General features: G+C 69.9%; 17 protein-coding genes. 7 read left to right on the forward strand and 10 right to left on the reverse strand.

Translation table 11 applies throughout. The annotated features are described in order from the left end of the window. Positions 1-87 precede the first annotated feature (87 nt). Positions 88-453, forward strand: a complete 366-nt coding sequence (locus ACFXJL_RS14405; RefSeq protein WP_358880124.1) for an Rv2175c family DNA-binding protein — start codon at positions 88-90, stop codon at positions 451-453. A gap of 64 nt (positions 454-517) precedes the next feature. On the opposite strand, the gene ACFXJL_RS14410 is transcribed toward ACFXJL_RS14405, so the two are convergent. Beyond that, on the reverse strand, positions 518-682 hold the full coding sequence (locus tag ACFXJL_RS14410; protein ID WP_384634717.1) for a hypothetical protein: 165 nt from the start codon (positions 680-682) through the stop codon (positions 518-520). Here ACFXJL_RS14410 and thiE point away from each other — a divergent pair. The 3 genes from thiE (at position 681) to ACFXJL_RS14425 (ending at position 3,331) form a co-directional block, all read left to right on the forward strand. Beyond that, a complete protein-coding gene (thiE, locus tag ACFXJL_RS14415) occupies positions 681-1,385 on the forward strand; it encodes a thiamine phosphate synthase (protein ID WP_384692283.1) in 705 nt (234 codons plus the stop codon). The genes ACFXJL_RS14410 and thiE overlap by 2 nt on opposite strands. Before the next feature lie 101 nt (positions 1,386-1,486). Beyond that, positions 1,487-2,404, forward strand: a complete 918-nt coding sequence (metF, locus tag ACFXJL_RS14420; RefSeq protein ID WP_358880127.1) for a methylenetetrahydrofolate reductase [NAD(P)H] — start codon at positions 1,487-1,489, stop codon at positions 2,402-2,404. Between the two features lie 51 nt (positions 2,405-2,455). Continuing rightward, positions 2,456-3,331, forward strand: a complete 876-nt coding sequence (locus tag ACFXJL_RS14425; RefSeq protein ID WP_384692286.1) for a hypothetical protein — start codon at positions 2,456-2,458, stop codon at positions 3,329-3,331. A gap of 21 nt (positions 3,332-3,352) precedes the next feature. On the opposite strand, the gene ACFXJL_RS14430 is transcribed toward ACFXJL_RS14425, so the two are convergent. The 5 genes from ACFXJL_RS14430 to ACFXJL_RS14450 form a co-directional block, all read right to left on the reverse strand. Continuing rightward, complete coding sequence (locus tag ACFXJL_RS14430; protein WP_384692289.1) at positions 3,353-4,852, reverse strand: phytoene desaturase family protein; 1,500 nt, start codon at positions 4,850-4,852, stop codon at positions 3,353-3,355. A 57-nt stretch (positions 4,853-4,909) separates the two neighbouring features. Beyond that, complete coding sequence (locus ACFXJL_RS14435) at positions 4,910-5,521, reverse strand: DUF4126 domain-containing protein (RefSeq protein WP_358880130.1); 612 nt, start codon at positions 5,519-5,521, stop codon at positions 4,910-4,912. Between the two features lie 497 nt (positions 5,522-6,018). Further along, positions 6,019-6,636: a helix-turn-helix domain-containing protein gene (locus ACFXJL_RS14440; RefSeq protein WP_329017473.1), complete on the reverse strand. Its 618-nt coding sequence runs from the start codon at positions 6,634-6,636 to the stop codon at positions 6,019-6,021. 60 nt (positions 6,637-6,696) lie between these two features. After that, positions 6,697-8,781, reverse strand: a complete 2,085-nt coding sequence (locus tag ACFXJL_RS14445; protein ID WP_384692293.1) for a YhgE/Pip family protein — start codon at positions 8,779-8,781, stop codon at positions 6,697-6,699. Continuing rightward, entirely contained in the window at positions 8,753-9,625 is an 873-nt protein-coding gene (locus ACFXJL_RS14450) for an ATP-binding cassette domain-containing protein (RefSeq protein ID WP_384692296.1), read from the reverse strand. The genes ACFXJL_RS14445 and ACFXJL_RS14450 overlap by 29 nt, the downstream gene beginning before the upstream one ends. A 153-nt stretch (positions 9,626-9,778) precedes the next feature. Here ACFXJL_RS14450 and ACFXJL_RS14455 point away from each other — a divergent pair, with 153 nt between their 5' ends. From ACFXJL_RS14455 to ACFXJL_RS14465, 3 genes are all read left to right on the forward strand, one after another. Next, positions 9,779-10,378 (forward strand): SAV_6107 family HEPN domain-containing protein, encoded by a 600-nt coding sequence (locus tag ACFXJL_RS14455; RefSeq protein ID WP_358880133.1) that lies wholly within the window; start codon positions 9,779-9,781, stop codon positions 10,376-10,378. A gap of 419 nt (positions 10,379-10,797) precedes the next feature. Further along, positions 10,798-11,514 (forward strand): class I SAM-dependent methyltransferase, encoded by a 717-nt coding sequence (locus ACFXJL_RS14460; protein WP_384692707.1) that lies wholly within the window; start codon positions 10,798-10,800, stop codon positions 11,512-11,514. A gap of 249 nt (positions 11,515-11,763) precedes the next feature. Further along, complete coding sequence (locus tag ACFXJL_RS14465; protein ID WP_329017462.1) at positions 11,764-12,171, forward strand: DUF3040 domain-containing protein; 408 nt, start codon at positions 11,764-11,766, stop codon at positions 12,169-12,171. A 384-nt stretch (positions 12,172-12,555) separates the two neighbouring features. On the opposite strand, the gene ACFXJL_RS14470 is transcribed toward ACFXJL_RS14465, so the two are convergent. The 4 genes from ACFXJL_RS14470 to ACFXJL_RS14485 all read right to left on the reverse strand — a co-directional run bounded on the left by ACFXJL_RS14470 (position 12,556) and on the right by ACFXJL_RS14485 (position 18,151). Further along, a complete protein-coding gene (locus ACFXJL_RS14470) occupies positions 12,556-14,979 on the reverse strand; it encodes a DUF3488 and DUF4129 domain-containing transglutaminase family protein (RefSeq protein WP_384692300.1) in 2,424 nt (807 codons plus the stop codon). Positions 14,980-14,995: 16 nt separating this feature from the next. Next, a complete protein-coding gene (locus tag ACFXJL_RS14475; protein WP_384692303.1) occupies positions 14,996-16,369 on the reverse strand; it encodes a DUF58 domain-containing protein in 1,374 nt (457 codons plus the stop codon). Beyond that, positions 16,369-17,412: a MoxR family ATPase gene (locus tag ACFXJL_RS14480; RefSeq protein WP_358880136.1), complete on the reverse strand. Its 1,044-nt coding sequence runs from the start codon at positions 17,410-17,412 to the stop codon at positions 16,369-16,371. The genes ACFXJL_RS14475 and ACFXJL_RS14480 overlap by 1 nt, the downstream gene beginning before the upstream one ends. 196 nt (positions 17,413-17,608) lie before the next feature. Beyond that, a complete protein-coding gene (locus ACFXJL_RS14485) occupies positions 17,609-18,151 on the reverse strand; it encodes a beta-class carbonic anhydrase (protein ID WP_384692306.1) in 543 nt (180 codons plus the stop codon). Positions 18,152-18,293 lie beyond the last annotated feature (142 nt).

Here is an 18,293-nt window from a genome sequence, read left to right on the forward strand (position 1 = left end):
CGATTCCCCTGACACATCCCCGGATGGCCACGCTTGAGCACCGGGGCCCGGCTACCGGCTGACAGTCCCAGATGGCAGGCTTGTCCCGTGACCGAGATTGACGCAAAGATCGATGCCCTCGTGCCTGACTGGCTCAACCTCCCCGACATCGCGGAGAAGCTCGGAGTCGAGGTGACCCGTGTGAGGCAGTTGGTCAAGGAGGGCCAGCTGATCGCGGTGCGCCGCGGGGAGAACAGGGCGCTCCACGTCCCCGCCGCCTTCATCAGCGAGGACAAGGTGGTGAAGGGGCTCGCCGGAACCCTGACCCTGCTGAGGGATGACGGCTTCACCGACGCGGAGATGCTGGAGTGGCTCTTCACTCCCGACCCGTCTCTGCCGGGCACCCCCGCCCAGGCGCTCAGCGAGAACCGCGGCACGGAGGTGAAGCGCAGAGCGCAGGCACTCGCCGTCTAGGGCTGTCGTCGAGCGCCCGCCGGGAACCACGGGACAGCCCGCGGGCCGCGTCCGACACATCCCGTCATACCTGGGAGGCCGCGGAGTTCGCCGCCGCCTCTGCACCCACGGTGGCCCACCCCGCCCGGGTCGCGCCATCGCGAACGACACAGCACCAGCGGTGTGCGGCCATGTCGACCGTGTCACGGTCCGGCCGCACACCGCCGAGCAACTCCGGGGGGATCAGCATGTCCGCGACTCACGCGCCGTCGTCCGAACCGTCCACACGGGCGGTGGCGGACGCCGAGCCGCTGCGCAGCGCCCTGGCCGGAGCCCGGCTCTATCTGTGCACCGACGCCAGGACCCGGCAGGGGGACCTCCCCGACTTCCTCGACGCGGTCCTCTCCGCCGGGGTGGACATCGTGCAACTGCGGGACAAGGGCATGGAGGCGGCGGAGGAGTTGGAGCACCTCCGGATCTTCGCGGACGCCTGCCGCAGGCACGGCAAGCTCCTCGCGGTGAACGACCGCGCCGACGTGGCCCATGCCATCGGCTCGGACGTGCTCCATCTGGGGCAGGGCGACCTGCCCGTACCCGCGGCCCGCGCCATCATCGGAGCCGCACCCCTGATCGGGCGTTCCACCCACTCCGCGGCCGAAGCCACCGCCGCGGCCGTGGAGCCCGGAGTGGACTACTTCTGCACCGGACCGTGCTGGCCCACTCCCACCAAGCCGGGGCGCCACGCTCCCGGCCTCGACCTGGTCCGACACACGGCCGCCCTCACCACCGAACGACCCTGGTTCGCCATCGGTGGCATCGACGCGGGGAACCTCGAGGAGGTGCTGGACGCCGGTGCACAGCGGGTGGTCGTCGTCCGGGCCGTCACGGAGGCCGCCGACCCGGCCGCCGCCGCAGCAGCACTCAGGGCACGGATCGTGGCGCGCGATCACTGAGCGCAGCCGATATCGATCTCCACCGCCCGATTACGGACAGTGTGTGTCCGATAGATGGACTCCGGTTGGGATGCCTTCCCGGGCCCCGCTAGCCTGCGAGCATGGCCCTCGGAACCTCATCGACCAGGACGGATCGCGCACTGACAGTGCGCGAACTGCTCGCCACAGGCAAGACCTCCTACTCCTTCGAGTTCTGGGCGCCAAAGACCGAAAAGGGCGAGCGCAACCTCTGGAACGCTCTGCGCAGGATCGAGGCGGTGGCTCCCAGCTTCGTCTCGGTGACCTACGGCGCCGGCGGTTCCACCCGCTCCGGGACGGTGCGGGCGACCGAGCAGATCGCCTCCGACACCACGCTGACCCCGGTGGCCCATCTCACCGCGGTCAACCACTCCGTCGCGGAACTGCGCAACATGATCGGCCAGTACGCGGACGCCGGTATCCGCAACATCCTCGCGGTCCGCGGCGACCCGCCCGGTGACCCGACCGCGGAGTGGATCAAGCACCCCGAAGGCGTCGAGTACGCGGCCGATCTGGTCCAGCTGATCAAGGAGTCGGGGGACTTCTGCGTCGGCGTCGCCGCCTTCCCCGAGATGCATCCGCGCTCCCAGGACTGGGATACGGACATCCGACACTTCATCGCCAAATGTCGGGCCGGGGCGGACTACGCGATCACCCAGATGTTCTGGCAGCCGCAGGACTATCTGCGACTGCGCGACCGGGTCACCGCGGCAGGCTGCGACACCCCCATCATTCCCGAGATCATGCCGGTCACGAGCGTCAAGCAGCTCGAACGATTCGCTCAGCTCAGCAATGCCGCATTCCCGTCCGAGCTGAAAGATCGCATCCACTCCGTCAAGGACGATCCCACCGCTGTACGCTCCATGGGTATCGAGTTCGCAACGGAGTTCTGCGCAGAGTTGCTTTCCGAGGGTGTCCCCGGTCTGCACTTCATCACGCTCAACAACTCGACGGCGACGCTCGAAATCTACGAGAATCTCGGACTGCACGTGCAGTCGTGACCGGCCGTACCCGTCCTGAGCCGGGGCGGCGGCCGAAGGAGAGGGGCGGGCATGGGCTGGACGGTCCTCTATATCGCTTTCGGTGTCGTCGCGCTGTGGTTGCTCGGCGAGGTACTGCTGCAGTACAAGGCGCGGCTGCGCTGGCGGCTGTTGGCCTTCGGCGGCTTCCTCGGAGTGGTCATCGGCGTACTGATGTCATCCGTTGCCGTCATCGGTCTCGGTGCCATCGCCTTCGCCATCGGCCAGACCTGTGTGACGCTCTCCTTCCGCAAGGGCTTCTCCACCGGCTGGGCCATCGGCGGCGGTCCGGGGGCGAGCCGTCGCCGTCGGGCGGGTAGTGGCGACGGTCCGCGCGAGCCGGCCCTTGAGGTGTCGCCCATCGAGGAGAACGCGCAGGCGTTCGCCGCCATGGAGACCACCGTGGGGCCCCAGGCCATATACGAGCCGCTGCCCCTGCCCGACGAGACCGGTCAGTACGGCGTCTACAGCGATGCGGCCTACGACGCCCTGAACGCCCGTCAGGACGACGAACAGCACCAGAGCCCCACCGCAGGCGATCCCCGAGGCTCTGAAGCCCACACGGACGCATACGCCAGCGCCTTCGACCCGTACTACGCCCAGCAGCAGCCCACCGAGCAGGAGAACCCGGTCGGGCAGTACGACTACGGCACCGGGCAGCAGCAGTACGCGGCCTACTCGGACCCGTACGTCGGCGGACAGCAGTACGGCACCTACGAGAGCTACGACAGCTTCGGCAACGAGCAGCCGTACGCGACGGACCCCTACTACGCCCAGCAGCCCTACTCGGACACCCCTCCGGGAGGCGTGTGGGTCCCGCAGCAGCGCGACACCGATGAGCAGCCGCACGAGGAACCCGTGCAGTACGGCTATGACTCCGGCCAGAACGACCAGCAGTACCGCTACTGAGGCTGTTCGCTCCGCTCGCGGTCACTGGGACCCGCGGAAGTCCGCTCCCTCGACGATCAGACCGGCGACGAGCGCTCCCGACATCCCCGTATGCGCCAGCCCGCCGCCCGGGTGGGCATGACCCCCCACCAGCAGGAGCCCGGGCAGCAGCGTGCTGTTCCCCGGGTGCAGCCAACGCCCCTGCGCCCCGGCCAGCGCGGGCGCGGTCAACGCACCCGTCTCGACCGGTGTCAGGACCTCGTGCCACAACAGTCTTTCGCGCAGCTCCCGCGCCCCGCCCGTCGCTCGCCCCGCCGTGTCGATCAGCAGCTCCGCATAGCGCTCGCGCAACGCCTTGTCGGACCAGTCGAGCCGCTCGCCCTGCCGCGCGACCGTGGCGCTCACGGTGATCGCCTCGTGCTCGGCGTCCGGCCGGGTCAGCGGATCGTCGGGGCGCAGCACCGTGACCGTGGGGTGTTCGGCGGCCCGGCCACTGAAGACGGCAGCCGCCTCCGCCTGCGTGTCGGGTGAGTGCACCACCGTCCGGTGGGCGGTCGACGATCGGGCGCCCCGCAGCGCCAACAGAACCGTGAACCTACCCGGCTGCACCGTGGCGGACGGGTTCACCGGCTGTGCGGACATCCCGTCGTCCTGCTGGAGCGGGCGGTCGAACAGGTCCCGGGCGTTCTCGACACCCGCGACCACCCAGTCCGCCTCTGCGACGGTCCCGTCGGCCAGGGTGATCCCGGCTGCCCGGCCGTCCCGCTCGACGATCGATGCGACCTCGGCGCCGAAGACGAACTCGACCCTGCGGGCGACACAGCGCTCGTACACCGCGCGGGCCAACTCCCGCAGCCCCCCTGTCACATACCAACTGCCGAAGGTCTGCTCCATGTACGGCAGCAGGGCTGCGCCTGCCGGGGCGCTGCGCGGGTCGAGGCCGTAGGAGAGGGCGTACGCGTCGAAGAGGGCGGCCAGTCGGGCATCGCCCAGCTCCCAGGCGCCCACTTCGGCGACCGTGCCGGCCTGGCGGGAACGCAGCAGTCTGCGCTGGCGCACCGCGGGATATGGATCACGCTCCAGCGACTGCCGGTCCGACCGCAGCGGCTCCTCCAGCAGCGGCCGGCGCGAGCGGTCCCACGCCTCCCGGGCCCGCCCGAGGAACGCGCCCCACCGCTCACCCGCCCCCGAACCCAGCGCCCCCTCCAGCGCTGAGACGATTCCGGCCCTGGACGCGTTGGGCAGGGAGACATCGGTACCGTCGGCGAAGAGATGACGACTCGCCGGGTCGGTCTGCACCAGATCGACGCACTGCTCCAGCGGTTCCTTGCCGGTTTTGACGAACAGGTCCCGCCATACGGCCGGGAGGTGCAGCAGGCCCGGTCCGGTGTCGAAGACGAACCCGTCACGCCGAACGGATCCCACGGCTCCGCCGTAGGTCTCCGAGCGCTCGAACACCGTCACCCGATGGCCGGCCACGGCGAGCCGCGCAGCCGCCGCCATGGCGCCCATTCCCGAGCCGATCACTGCAATCCGTGCCATGCCGCCGACTCTATCGACCGCCACTGACACCGCCGCCGGGTGTGCCGGACCGGCCGTTCACCCCGAAGGTCTGCCGCCCGCCGCCAGACGTCTCTCCTCACGGCGCTGGGCTCTGCGCCGAAGGAAGCGCCGGATCCTACTGGCGAGCAGGACGACCGTGACGAGGCCCAGTACCAGCAGCACTGCCGCGATGACGGCAGCCGCCACGGGATTGAACATGGCGAACGTGATGATCCCGGCGACGCCGAGGTCCTCCGTCACGCTCAGGGCGACATTGCTGAACGGCTCGGGAGAGGTGTTGGCCGCCATCCGGGTGCCCGCTTTGACCAGATGGCTCATCAGGGCGGTGGAACCGCCCACAGCGCCGGCCGCCAGTTCCGGGAGCGAGCCGCTCTCACCGGCCAACAGCGCCGCTACGACCGCCCCGGCGACCGGGCGGATCACGGTGTGGGCCGCGTCCCACACCGAGTCGACGTAAGGAATCTTGTCCGCCACGGCCTCGCAGAGGAACAGCACCCCCGCGGCGATCAGCACATCGGTGCGCTGGAGCGATTCGGGCACTTCGTCGGTGAGTCCGGTGGCGCCGAAGACGCCGAGGAGCAGGACCACGGCGTAGGCGTTGATCCCGCTGGCCCAGCCGCTCGTGAACACAAGGGGGAGTACGGACACGGACGCGATCGTATCCAGGGACCGCCGCTCGGCGCTGGGGCCGGATGCGCAGCGGTGAGTACCGGTACCTAGCCGTCGACTTGAGTATCCGTACGGATGGGCCGTCATCCTGCGGAGGGAAGAGTGGTGATCACGCAGGAGGGGCCGGCGCCGGTACCGCCGACACGGGGTGGCGGAACGGCGCGGCTCCTCCGGGACATCCGGCCCGACACCGATGAACGACCTTGGGCTCTCCGCGTCTGCGGGGGAGCGGAGAGCCCAAGGACCCACGGGGGATCAGAGGGGTTCACGGGAGGGGGACGGGGGAGTACGAGCCCCACGGGCACGGGGGAAACGCCTGTGGGGCACGGGGAACCGCGGGGGAACGACGGGGGAAGCGGTACGGACACCGGTCCGGTGGACACTCGAAGATTCGGGTGCCACCGGGCCGGTGTCTTTCGTACGCCCGCTTCTTCCGGCTCCGGACGGGACGGGCCTTCCGGTAAGGGTGGTGCGGGTCAGCGACCGCTCACCCGTCCGTGCAGCAGGCGGGAGAGTGCGGCGTGGACATCGTCGAGCGTCCGCTCCCGCTGGAACGACTGCCAGTCCAACGCCGCCACCAACACCATCCCCACGAGGGCGGCGGCGGTGAGTGGAATGTCGATCTCGGCGCTGAGCTCGCCGTTGTCCACGGCCTCCCGGAGCACCGTCTCGACCACGGCGACCGCCTGTTGGCGCACCACCAGCAAGGTCGACTGCCATGCCCTGTTGGTACGCCACAGTTCGGCCACGTACAGCTGGGTGAAGGCCGGGTAGCGGTCGATGAAGACCAGGCCGGCCCGGATCATCTCGTCCAGCGCGGCCACCTTCGTACCGCCGCGCTCGGCCGTCCGGTCGGCGGCCGACTGGAGTGAGGCGGTGAGCAGCCCGACCCCGTACCGCAGCAGTTCCTCGAAGAGTTCCGTCTTGCTCTTGAAGTTGTAGTACACCGTGCCCTTGGCCACTCCGGCGCGCTCGGCGATCTCGTCCACCGTGGTCGCCGAGAAACCCTGCTCGGCTATCAGTGTCACTGCCGCCTCGTACAGTTTCGCCCGTGTTGCCCGGCGTCTGGTGCTGCTGCTGTCCCTCGCGTCCATGGTGCCGATTCTCACAGGTTCGACCCGCTTCCCGGATCGCTCCGGGCTCTTCGCGGCACCTCAGAGGCTCAGTTCGGGGTGCAGTCGGTCCAACGTCCACACCTGTTTGCGGCGTGCGGACAGTGCCGTGAGGGCGAGCGCGCCCACGGTGAACGCGAGCAGGACGGCGCTGGCCTGCCACACCGGACCGAGTCCACCACCCGTGATCAGCCTGCGCAGCGCCTCGACCACATGGGTCATCGGCAGGAAGGGGTGCAGGGCGTTGAAGAAGGCCGGGCTGGTCTGGACGGGATAGGTGCCGCCGGCAGAGGTCAACTGGAGCATCAGCACGGCGAGTACGAGGATGCGTCCCGCGGCACCGAAACGGGCGTTCAGCCACTGGATGATCGAGGCGAAGCAGCCGATGGTGAGTGCCAGGAACGCGACCGTGCCGCCGGCGTGGGCCATGGTCAGCCCGAGTCCCCAGTGCAGTACCGACATGAGTGCGCCGACCTGCACCAGTCCGATCGCGACCACCGGCAGCCACCCCGCCAGCGCAATCCGCCAGGCAGAGCCTCCCGCGGCGAGCGCCCGACGGTTGAGCGGCGAAACGATCATGTAGGCGACCATGGCCCCCACCCACAGGGAGAGCGGGATGAAGTACGGAGCGAAGCCGGTGCCGTAGTTGGGCGCCTCGTTCAAGGACTTGCTCGCGAGGCGTACGGGGTCGGCCATCACCTCCGTACGGCGGTCACGGTCCGGTTCGTCGTAGTCCGGAATCTTGGTGACACCGTCCTTGAGGCCGCCGGCCAGCTCGGCGGATCCGTCGGCGAGCTTGAACAGTCCGCCGTCCAGGTTCCCGGCGCCCTTCGTCAGCTTGCCGACCCCGGAGTCCAGTTGGGTGGAGCCGGACCGCGCGCCGCCCAGCCCCGAATGCAGCTTCTTCGCCCCTTGGAAGACGTTCTTCGCCCCGGAGTTGAGGGCGTTGACCTTCTTCACGGCGGCATCGAGGTCGTCGTTGAGACGGGGGGAGCGCCGGGCGAGGTCGTCCGCCGCGCCCTGGAGGTCGGCGAGCTTGGCGTCGAACCTCTTGAACTCGCGCTTGTTCCCCTGCACCAGGGCGTTGGCGTCCTTCGCAGCACCCGCCGCGGCCGTGGCCGCGGTACTGGCCTGCTGGAGGGCGGGGCAGGCCGCATCCGGCTGCTCTGCCTCCACACAGCGCTCGCGGTGGATCGCGGCCAGTTCATCGGCCGAGGTACGCGCCGTGGTGGCCGTGGTCGGGGCCGCGCTCACCATGGTCTCCATCCGTTCGCGCAGCGCCCGGGAGGAGTCGGCGGCCACTCGGGCCGCCTTTCCGATCGACTTGCCGTCGTCCTTCAGATGGGGACGGACGCCGTCGGCGATGCCGTTGACCTTGTCCGCGAGGGTCTGTGTCCCGGAGGCGAGTTGCCGTGAGCCCGACTCCAGTTCACCGGCTCCCTCGGTGAGCCCGGTCAGACCGCCCGCCAGCTTTCCCGTGCTGGCCTTCGCGTCCTTGAGGCCCTTCGCGAGGTCATGGGAGCCCTTCTTGGCCTCCCCGATTCCGCCCTTCAACTCGGTCGCGCCCTTGGCGGCCTCCTCGGTCGCCGTGTGGATGTCGGAGAACGAGATGAAGATCCGGTCCAGGAAGCCGCGCGACGCCTTCGCCGACGCAGCCGTGCGGACCTCGGCGAACACCGTCCGGGAGATCTGCCCGACGAGGTAGTTGTTGGCGTCGTTCGTGTGCACCTGGAGCGCGCCGGTCTCGGGGGAGTCGCCCTCGCTGGACGCGATGCGTGAGCTGAGGTCCTTCGGCAGGGTCAGGGAGAGGTAGTACGCGCCGTTCTCGACGCCTTCGCGTGCCTCATCGGCGCTGACCTCGTGCCAGGCGAACACATCGCTGTCGGTCAGGCCCCGCGCGATGTCGTCGCCCGCGGAGATCTGCTCGCCCCGCGCGGTCGCACCGTCGTCCTCGTTGACGAGGGCCACCGGCACCCGGTCGAGTTGTGCGTACGGGTCCCAGAAGGACCACAGGTACAGCGCCCCGTACAGCAACGGCAGCAACACGACCGCGACGATCGCGGCGCGTGGCAGCTTTCCCCTGCCGAACCTCTTGAGTTCAAGCGCGGCCAGTCTCGGCGAGCGCATCCGACGTTCCCCTCTGTGCGTCCCGTTCGTTCTTCTCGCCCGTCGTGTCCTCGTGCGTCCCGGCGCTGTCGTCGTCCCGGTCACCGGATTCCACCTGGTCGGCAACCGGGTCGTCGGAGTGCGGTGCGGTCGCGGTCGATACGGCGGTCCGTACGGTCGTGGCGTCCGGCGGAGCCTGACTGGAGACCGCCAGTACGGTCGTGCCGTCCGCGGCGACCGACCGCAGCAGCGCCCAGGCGGCGCGTCGATCGGCGACGGAGAGCTTGAGGTCGGTGTCGTCGACCGCGAGCAGTCGCGGGCGGCCGATCAACGCCAGGGCGACGGACAGCCGAAGGGCCTCCAGTCGCTCCAGATCGCGTACCGCCGTGCGGTCCCCCTTGGGGAGTGCGGCAGGGTCGAGTCCCGCCGCTTCCAACGCCTCGTCGATCCGTCGCCGTGCGCCGGCGCGACGGTCAGCCCGTGAGCGCAGCAGGCTCCGGGTGAGTTCGGTCAGCGAGCCGTCGAACCGGCGCTGCATGAGGGCCCGTTCGCGTAGGTGCTCGGAGACGGTCAGCGCCGGATCGAGTTCATTGACTCCCGGCACATGGCCCAGGGCGCTGATCGCACGGACGGCGGCCAGCTTGCGCGGCAGGGGGAGTCCATCGACCTCGGCACTGCCTTCGGTGGTGCGCATTCTGCCGCTGAGGGCGAGCAGGAGGCAGGTCCGCCCGGAGCCGGACGGCCCTTCGACGGCGATGAGCGAGCCCGGTTCGGCCTGGAGGTCCACTCCCCGGAACGCCCAACCCCGCGGCCCCTTGAGCCCGAGGCCCTCGGCGCTGATGTGCGCCCCGCGTGGTCCGTCCACACGTCCCCCTCTTTTGAACTGACCAGTCAGTTCAAAAACTATCGCGAACCTTTGATCACGGCAAAAGCGCAGGTAGAGGCCGATTGTCAGTGGCGCCCTTCACGATGGGTACATACGGCTACAGAGCCGTCACACGACGACAGGAGGCTCGTCATGGCCAACCGTCATCCGGCCGCCGCACACCGGCGCCGTGTCACCGGCCCTGTCCCCTCACTGGCCGGGCCCGCGAGCGACGTCCACCCCGTCCTGCGGCGCGCAACGGCGCCGCCCGCGGCCCTCGATCTCCTGGCCCAGGCCCGCACCGGGCTCGATGAGGCCGCCACCCTCGACGTGCCCAACGAGCGCTATGCGAGGGCCCATCTGGCCGCTCTGCGCACCGCGGCGGCCGTACTGGCCGCCCGGGGGCATCCCGATGGCTCGCCCGCAGGGCCGCCGGCCTCGGGGAGTGCTTCCCGCCGCGGTCGGCGGGCAGGCATCCGCACCGCCTGGGAACTGCTGCCCGAGACCGCACCCGAACTCGCCGAGTGGAGCACCCTGTTCGCCTCGGGCGCCGCCCGTCGGGCGCGGGCCGAAGCCGGCATAGCCGGTGCGGCGAGCAGCCGCGACGCCGATGGACTCCTGCGTGACGCCGCCATGTTCCTGCGGCTCGTCGAGCGGATGCTGATCGTCCAACCGGTCCTGCCGCTCCCGAGGGAAGGCCAGACGGATGCGGCGCAGGAGGATGCGGCGGCGGAAGCGGTGCGGAGAGCCTGAGGTCCCATGGGCCACTGAGGCCCTCTCCGGGGGGGTGCCTCCCGGAGCCGGGCAAGGTTCGCGGAAGAGGTCCGTCGGCCGCAGGGGCGGGGACGGTGCCGCGGATCCAGCAAGCATGTCCTCCTCCACAGGGGAGAGGAATGGCTGTGAGGGCCGCGGCCAGTGCAGGCCGTCAATTGAGACGGAACGCTGGGACATGCGGTGGAGGCAATAGGGTGGGAGATGTTCCAAGCCCACCGAGCGTCCATCGATCAGGTCCGACCCGACATCCGTCGGCCCAGGTCATCGCACACCGTCCGCCCCGTCGCGCCGCAGCGGTCCGGGGGCGGCACCCGTCCGAGGAGTCAACTGCCGTGCCGGACCAGTCCCCCCGTGGGGAGACCCCACCGCGCCCGCCCCGGGCCTCCCTGCGCACTTCCGTGGTCTGGGAAGTCCTGAAGGACGCTCTCGACCGTCGGGTCAAGGCGACCGGGACCGACGTCCTCGACGTCCTCGACACCGGCGGCGGCAGTGGCTCGTTCGCCGTACCGGTCGCGCAGCTCGGCCACCGGGTCACCGTGGTCGACCCCAGCCCCAATGCCCTCTTCGCGCTGGAGCGCCGCACCGCCGAGGCCGGTGTCGCCGAACGCGTCCGCGGTGTGCAGGGCGATGTGCACGGCCTCTTCGACGTGGTGGAACGCGGCTCCTACGACATCGTCCTATGCCACGGGGTCCTGGAGTACGTGGACGACCCCGTGGAGGGCGTGCGCAACGCGGTGGACGCCCTGCGGCCCGAGGGTGCGATCAGTCTGCTGGTGGCAGGGCTCGGCGGTGCCGTCATCGCCCGCGCCCTCGCCGGCCACTTCGCCGAGGCGCGCCAGGCGCTGACCGACCCTGCCGGCCGTTGGGGCGACGGTGACCCGGTGCCCCGTCGATTCACCGCCGAGCAGCTCGCCGAACTGTGCGGGGAAGCCGGCGTGGAGGTCGGTGCCGTGCACGGCGTACGGATCTTCGCGGATCTGGTTCCCGGCGTTCTGGTGGACACCGAGCCGGGCGCTCTGGATGCCCTCCTCAAGCTGGAGGCAGCCGCCGCCGAGCTCTCCGCGTTCCACTCGGTCGCCTCCCAGCTGCACGTCCTGGGTGAGAAGCACGCCTGATCAGGGGCTCAGCCGCAGATGGAGTACGCCACAGACCCCCCGATCGTGTCGATCTCCCCGTATGATCGAAGGACACCATCCGGCATGACGGATCGGAGGTTGGGGAATCTACGCCTCAACAGCCAAAGCCGCCGTGGCGGCCCAAGCTGGCGAATTGGCGTAGAGGGCGGGTTTCACGGGGGCGATTCCCTGCCTATCCTGAAAGGGCCGCAAACGGTCGCCCCCGCGGCCGACGACTAGGAGGACTCCGTGCCGCTCTCGGAGCACGAGCAGCGAATGCTCGAGCAGATGGAGCGAGCGCTGTACGCCGAAGATCCCAAGTTCGCTACAGCGCTTGAGGGAAGCGGGCTGCGTACGTACACCCGGCGACGGGTCTACCAAGCGGTCGCGGGCTTCCTGGTGGGTATCGCGCTCCTCATGGCCGGAATGGTCGCGCAGCAGATCTGGATCAGCGTGGTGGGGTTCCTCGTCATGCTGGGCTGTGCGGTCCTGGCGGTCACCGGATGGCGCAAAGCGCCGAAGCCGGGTGAGCAGCAGACCCTGGGGGATGCGGCAGCGGGTGCTCGCCGCCAGCCCCGTCAGTCCCGTCAGCGTAAATCGGTGATGGACCGGATCGAGGAGCGGTGGCAGCGCCGCCGCGACGAGCAAGGCCACTGAAACAACCGATCCCGCCGGCCCGGTGTCCGGGCCGGCTTTGTTGGACCCAGCGGCTTCCCAGTACCGCCTTGCCAGGTCGTTGAACCCGCTCGTAGGTGGAACGCCTGGCACCTGTCTATGACGCGCGGCCGTGGTCTTTGTGACCCCGGCTCTGCGCTGCCACGTCACCTCTGGTCAGAGCCATCCGCTCCGGTCCGTGCCGGGGTGGGTCAACCGCCCGGCGGCAGCGACGGTCATCCGGACCGGTTCCCGGGCCATCCCTCGTCCCCATGCCCCTGTGTCCCCATCCCATCCGGGGCTGCGTCACCATCTGATCGCCAGACGTCCGAGAGGGCCGACGCGCTGTATCGCGTCGGCCCTCTGTCATGCATCCGATCCGCCCGGTCAGCTCCGCTGCCGCAACGGGCGGCGCAGCAGCGCTGCCCCACGGGCCGGCGACCAGCGGCTTGCGCGCAACCGCTCGGCGAGGGCGATCCAGCGGGCTGAAACGGCCCAGATCACCCGAATGGACGATCGGGGCAGGAGAAGTGCCCGCAGCCGGGCGCCTCTGCTCGCCGCTGCGCCCAGCCCCGCTCGGATGCGTGCGACATCGTCGACGAGGCCACCGGTGATCTGGCGGTGGGGCGCGTACAACACCTTCTCGACGGCGCCGGCCATCTGGTGGACGGCGTCCGCCGCCTCGCCTTCGAGTTGTCCCTGACGAACGATCCGGGCCGCGGTCCTGCGCGGTGTGTCGGAGCCGTCCGGTGCGATCCCGTGGTCCCAGGCCGTGTCCAGCACCTCATGCCACGCTGCCAACGTCCGGTGCGCGGCATTCGCCTCCGTGCGCCCGCCGGAACCCAGCCGTCGGGCCCGGACCCTCAGTCTCAGCAGCATGGGCGACAGCGGTACGAGGAGTGCGACCAGCACCGTCACACCGGTGAGCAGGACACTCCAGGCCGAGCCACCCGCGTCGGTGGGGGTGGCCAGGTCCTGGGGCGCGGCGGCGCCGCACTCACCGAGGCGTCGCAGGTCCGGGGAGCAACTGTCGGAGGGCGACGGGGCCGTGGAGGGCTCGTTCGACGCTGCCGCCTCGGGTGCGGTGGGGCTGCTCGGGGCCCCGGACGGGGTCTCGGGCTGTGCGTACTGGGGAACGTTGCCCCGGCTGGGAGTGGGCTCGAACCGTGTCCATCCCACGCCCTCGAAGTACAACTCGGGCCAGGCGTGGGCATCCCGCACCGCCACCGAGACCGTGCCGTCCGCCCCCGGGGTGCCGGGGGTGAAGCCGACCGCGACCCGCGCGGGTATCCCCAGGGTGCGGGCCATGGCTGCCATGGAGAACGAGAAGTGGATGCAGAATCCCTGCTTGTCCCGGAGGAAACGGACGATCGCCTGGCTCCCCGTGCCTGACTGCACCTGGGTGTCGTAGGTGAAGCCACCGTGCACGGCGAACCACTCCTGGAGCATCACCGCTCGCTGGTAGTCGTTGTTCGCGCTGCGGGTCACGTTCTCCGCGGTCCTGCGGACGACTGCGGGTAGGGAGTCCGGAACCCTGGTGTACTCGCGCCGCAGCTTGGCCGGGGCCGGCGGTGCCTGCGCCAACTGCTCCGAGGTGGGCTCCACCAGCAGACTCTCCACCGTGTACTGGGCACTGCGCGTGTCCTCGCCGCGGTCGCCGACCACGGTCCTGCCCTCGGGCTCGAACCGCCAGCGGCCGTCGATCGACACCTCCGTCGCCGGATAGGGGAGGGGGAGCCAGTTCTGTTCGTAGTAGCCGGCGGCCGTGATGTTCGTCCTGATAGCGGTGGTCTTCACCGACGGGCTCAGCCCGGGCGGCCGGGGCAGCCGGTCGGGCACGTCCTCGACCTTCCGCTCGGAGGACTTCCAGGTGGTTCCGTCGAACTGGTCGAGCGCCACGAACCGCAGATAGAGGTCCTCGATCCCTTTGGCGCTGGTGCGATAGCGCATGACCTCGCGGTTGTCCGACTGGTTCAGATTGTCCTGGAGGGACACCAGCGGGTTCACCGCGGTGATCGTGCCGCCGCCCGAGCCGGAGCCCTCTCCGGGGCCGACGCCGGCCAGCAGACCACCGTCCATCGCGGGCAGCGCGGCCGGGACCACGAGTGCGACTCCCAGCGCGAGTGCCCCGATGCGCCGCCCTGTGCGAACGGACGCCAGGGGCATACCACCGTCGGATTCGAAGGCCCGCGCCCCGCGCGGGGGAGCGGCTGGGGCACCCCGGAACACCCGACCCCACCGGGAGACCCGATCCTTGCCCTCCGCCAGCAGGAGCAGCAGGAACCCGGAGGCGGCGAGCAGGAACCACAGCCAGTTGGCACCACCACCCGAGAGCCCGGCGGCGACCGAGTACAAGGCCAGTAGGGGCAGTCCCGCCGGCGCAGCGCTGCGGAGCGTGACCGCTATGACGTCCACGCACAGGCCGATCAGCAGGACTCCGCCGACCACCATGAGTCGGATGCCGTCCGTGGCCGGTGCGGGGGTGGCGTAGCGGCTGATGTCCTGTCCGCCCGTGGCGAGCAGTTCACCGAACCACTGGAATGTCGCAGGTCCCGGAATCACTCCCAGCACTGCGTGGCCACGGGCGAAGACCCAGGTGAGCAGGGACAGAGCCACCAGTGCTTGGAGGGCCACCGTCAACAGCCGGGCCAGCGGAATCCGCCGGGCAGCCGCACCGACAGCGCTCTGGATCCCCAGCAGCAGGGCCGCCTGCACAAGCCACCCGGGCGAGTCCAACAGCGGCAGCAGTGCGCTCGCCGTCATCACCGTGGCGGCGTAGGCGCAGAGCGCCAGCCGTCCTCGACCGCTCATGTCGTACCCCCACCGTTCATGACCAGGTTCCCGTCCCGGCCGTACCCCCGCCGGTCTCGGCCCGCTGTTGACCCGCCTGCTGCCACAGTGCAGGCAACGATGCCCCGGGTGGGACGGCCAGCGCGGTCCATCCGACCTCGCGCAGGGCTCGGACGCGCTGGTCGGCTGCCGCCGTCGCGGTCCCGCCGGTCGCCCAGTTCTCACTGTCCAGAACGAAGGCGACGGCGGCACCGGCGCGCTGTCGCAGCCGGCCCGCGAGTGCGGTCTGCTCGGCGTCGAGGTCGCCGAAGAACGCCACCAGCAGACCTTCACTGCCGCCGCGCAACACATCGTGGGCGGCGGTGAGCCCTTCACCGTCCGACTGCTCGACGACGGCGAGCATGTCCATCATCAGGCCGGCGGACTGGGCGGACTCCTGGGCGGACGCGGTGAAGCCGTTCGCCCCCTCGCCGGGTACGGACTGTCCGGTGTCCGTGAGCACCCGGACCGCGAAGCCCCGCTCAAGGATGTGCACCAGGGTGGAAGCGGCACCGGAGACCGCCCACTCGAAGGCTGAATCGGGACCCGAGCCCTCGTAGGCGAGCTGGCGGGTGTCGAGCAGAACGGTGCAACGGGCTCGCTGCGGCTGCTCTTCGCGGCGCACCATCAACTCGCCATGGCGGGCAGTGGACCGCCAGTGCACCCGCCTGAGGTCGTCCCCGTAGCGGTAGGTGCGGGGAATGACATCGTCGTCACCGGCGAGTGCGAGGGAGCGAAGCCTGCCGTCCCCGTGCCCCGAGGCGTCCCCCAGCAGGCGCACCGGGGGGAGCGGTTCGGTCCGCGGTATGACGGTGAGGGTGTCGAAGGCACCGAAGGACCGGGTCAGTTCGCACATTCCGAAGGGGTCGTTCAGCCGTAGTTGCAGTGGCCCAAGCGGATACCGTCCGCGCAGATCGGAGCGTACGCGGTAGGACACCTCGCGCCGTCCGCCCGGCTCCATCCGGTCCAGGACGAACCGAGGGCGGGGACCGAGGACGTAGGGCACGCGGTCCTGGAGCATGAGCAGCCCGGTGGGCAGCCGCGAGACGTTGTCCAGGCGCAGGTGGACGCGTGCCTCCGCGCCCGCCGGCACCCGGGAGGGGGTCAACCGCCGACTGCCCGTGACGCGGTGGCGGGTGCGGTAGAGCACGCTCACACAGACCAACGGCAGCACGGCGAGGAGCAGCCCCACCCGCAGCAGATCGCTCTGCCCCAGGACGTAGGCGCAGATGGCCGCTGCCACTCCCGCCGCGAGGAACGACCGACCGCGCGTCGTCAGTCCGCTCAGAGCGGCCCGCACCCCCGAAGCGTCCGTTTCGGTGTTCGTGTGCGTCTCGGCGTCCGCCACCGCGGCGGCCTGCCCGTGGGACATCACAGGCGCCGGGGGCCGAGGTGCTGGCCGTACAACGGTTGGGGCGGTCGGCCCCCCAGGAACTGGGTCTCCGCGCCCTGTGCGGTGGGCACGGGGGTGCGCTGGAGGATCTCCAGGACCACCTGCTCCGCGGTGCGCCCGTTCAATTGGGCCTGTGCCGTCGGCAGCAGTCGGTGCGCGAGCACCTGCACCACGAGTGATTGCACGTCGTCCGGCAGGGCGTAGTCACGGCCGGAGAGCGCGGCGGTGGCCCTGGCGGCTCGCAGCAGGTGCAAGGTGGCACGCGGCGAGGCTCCGAGTCGAAGGTCCGGGTGACTGCGGGTGGCACCGACCAACTCCACCGCGTAGCGGCGGATGGACTCGGCGACGTGGACACTGCGCACGGCGTCGATCAGCTTGAGGATGTCGTGGGCGTGGGCCACCGGCTGGAGGTCGTCGAGGGGGGACGCCCCGCCGTGGACGTCCAGCATCTTGAGCTCTGCTTCGGCGCTGGGGTAGCCGATGGACACACGGGCCATGAAGCGGTCGCGCTGGGCCTCGGGCAGCGGATAGGTGCCCTCCATCTCGACCGGGTTCTGGGTGGCCACCACCATGAAGGGACTGGGGAGTTCGTAGCTGTTGCCGTCCATGGTGACCTGCCGTTCCTCCATGGACTCCAGCAACGCGGACTGGGTCTTGGGGGATGCGCGGTTGATCTCGTCCCCGATGACGATCTGCGCGAAGATCGCTCCCGGTTTGAACTCGAAGTCCCTCTGCTGCTGGTCGAAGATGGACACACCCGTGATGTCGGACGGCAAGAGGTCCGGTGTGAACTGGATCCGCCGCACCGAACAGTCGATGGATCTCGCCAGCGCCTTGGCCAGCATGGTCTTGCCCACACCCGGCACGTCTTCGAGGAGCAGATGCCCCTCGGCCAGCAGCACCGTCAGCGAAAGCCGTACGACCTCTGGCTTGCCCTCGATCACACTCTCCACCGATCTGCGGACGCGATCCGCTGTGGTGGTCAGATCTGTGAGGCTCGCTCGATCGTCATAGGTGGTCACCCGGCCCTCCTCGGCACGTTCTCCGGCCGGTCCGCACGCGGTCCGGCCCACCCCAAACACGAACACCGGTCCCTGGAAGTTCCGGAGGGGGTGCTACCCCCGCATTCTTGTTGCCGTTACCGTCCCGTGTCACTCGCCTGTGGATAACTGGGAGGGATTTGCCGTGTTTGGGGTGATTGCCGGGAGCCTCTGAGGGTTACGAAGTGGGGTCGATCTCCCGAAGCAGGCCGTCGTGCACATCGAAGACGAAGCCGCGCACATCATCGGTGTGCAGCAGGAACGGCGATGTGCGGACCCGCTGCATCGACTGCCGTACGTCCTGCTCGACATCGCGGAACGCCTCCACCGCCCACTGCGGGCGCTGCCCGACCTCGCGCTCCAGGTCGTGCCGGAACTCCTCGGTGAGCGACTCCAGACCACAGCCGGTGTGGTGGATGAGGATCACGGTTCGGGTGCCCAGCGCCCGCTGGCTGATGGTCAGCGAACGGATCACATCATCGGTCACCACTCCTCCGGCGTTGCGGATGGTGTGGCAGTCGCCCAGTTCGAGGCCGAGCGCGGCGTGGAGGTCGAGGCGGGCGTCCATGCAGGCGACCACGGCCACTTTGAGCACGGGGCGTGCATCCATGCCCGGGTCCTGGAACCCGGCCGCGTACTGCTGGTTCGCCGCGACGAGGCCGTCGGTGACCGAGTCGGCCGCACGCGTGGGGTCGGCGGGGCGGTGTGCGGAAGTCGTCATGGTGACGACGGTAATGGCCGAGAGTGCCGATGGCTTGCTGCGAAGCGGACAAAGAACATCAACATCACTTGTTGTGAGGTAACCCACAAGAGTGGGACCGACACGCCCGTTCGAGTGAAGTCTTCCGTTCCGGCGAGCATGC

The organism is Streptomyces sp. NPDC059256 (assembly GCF_042753785.1).
Taxonomy (GTDB): Bacteria; Actinomycetota; Actinomycetes; order Streptomycetales; family Streptomycetaceae; genus Streptomyces.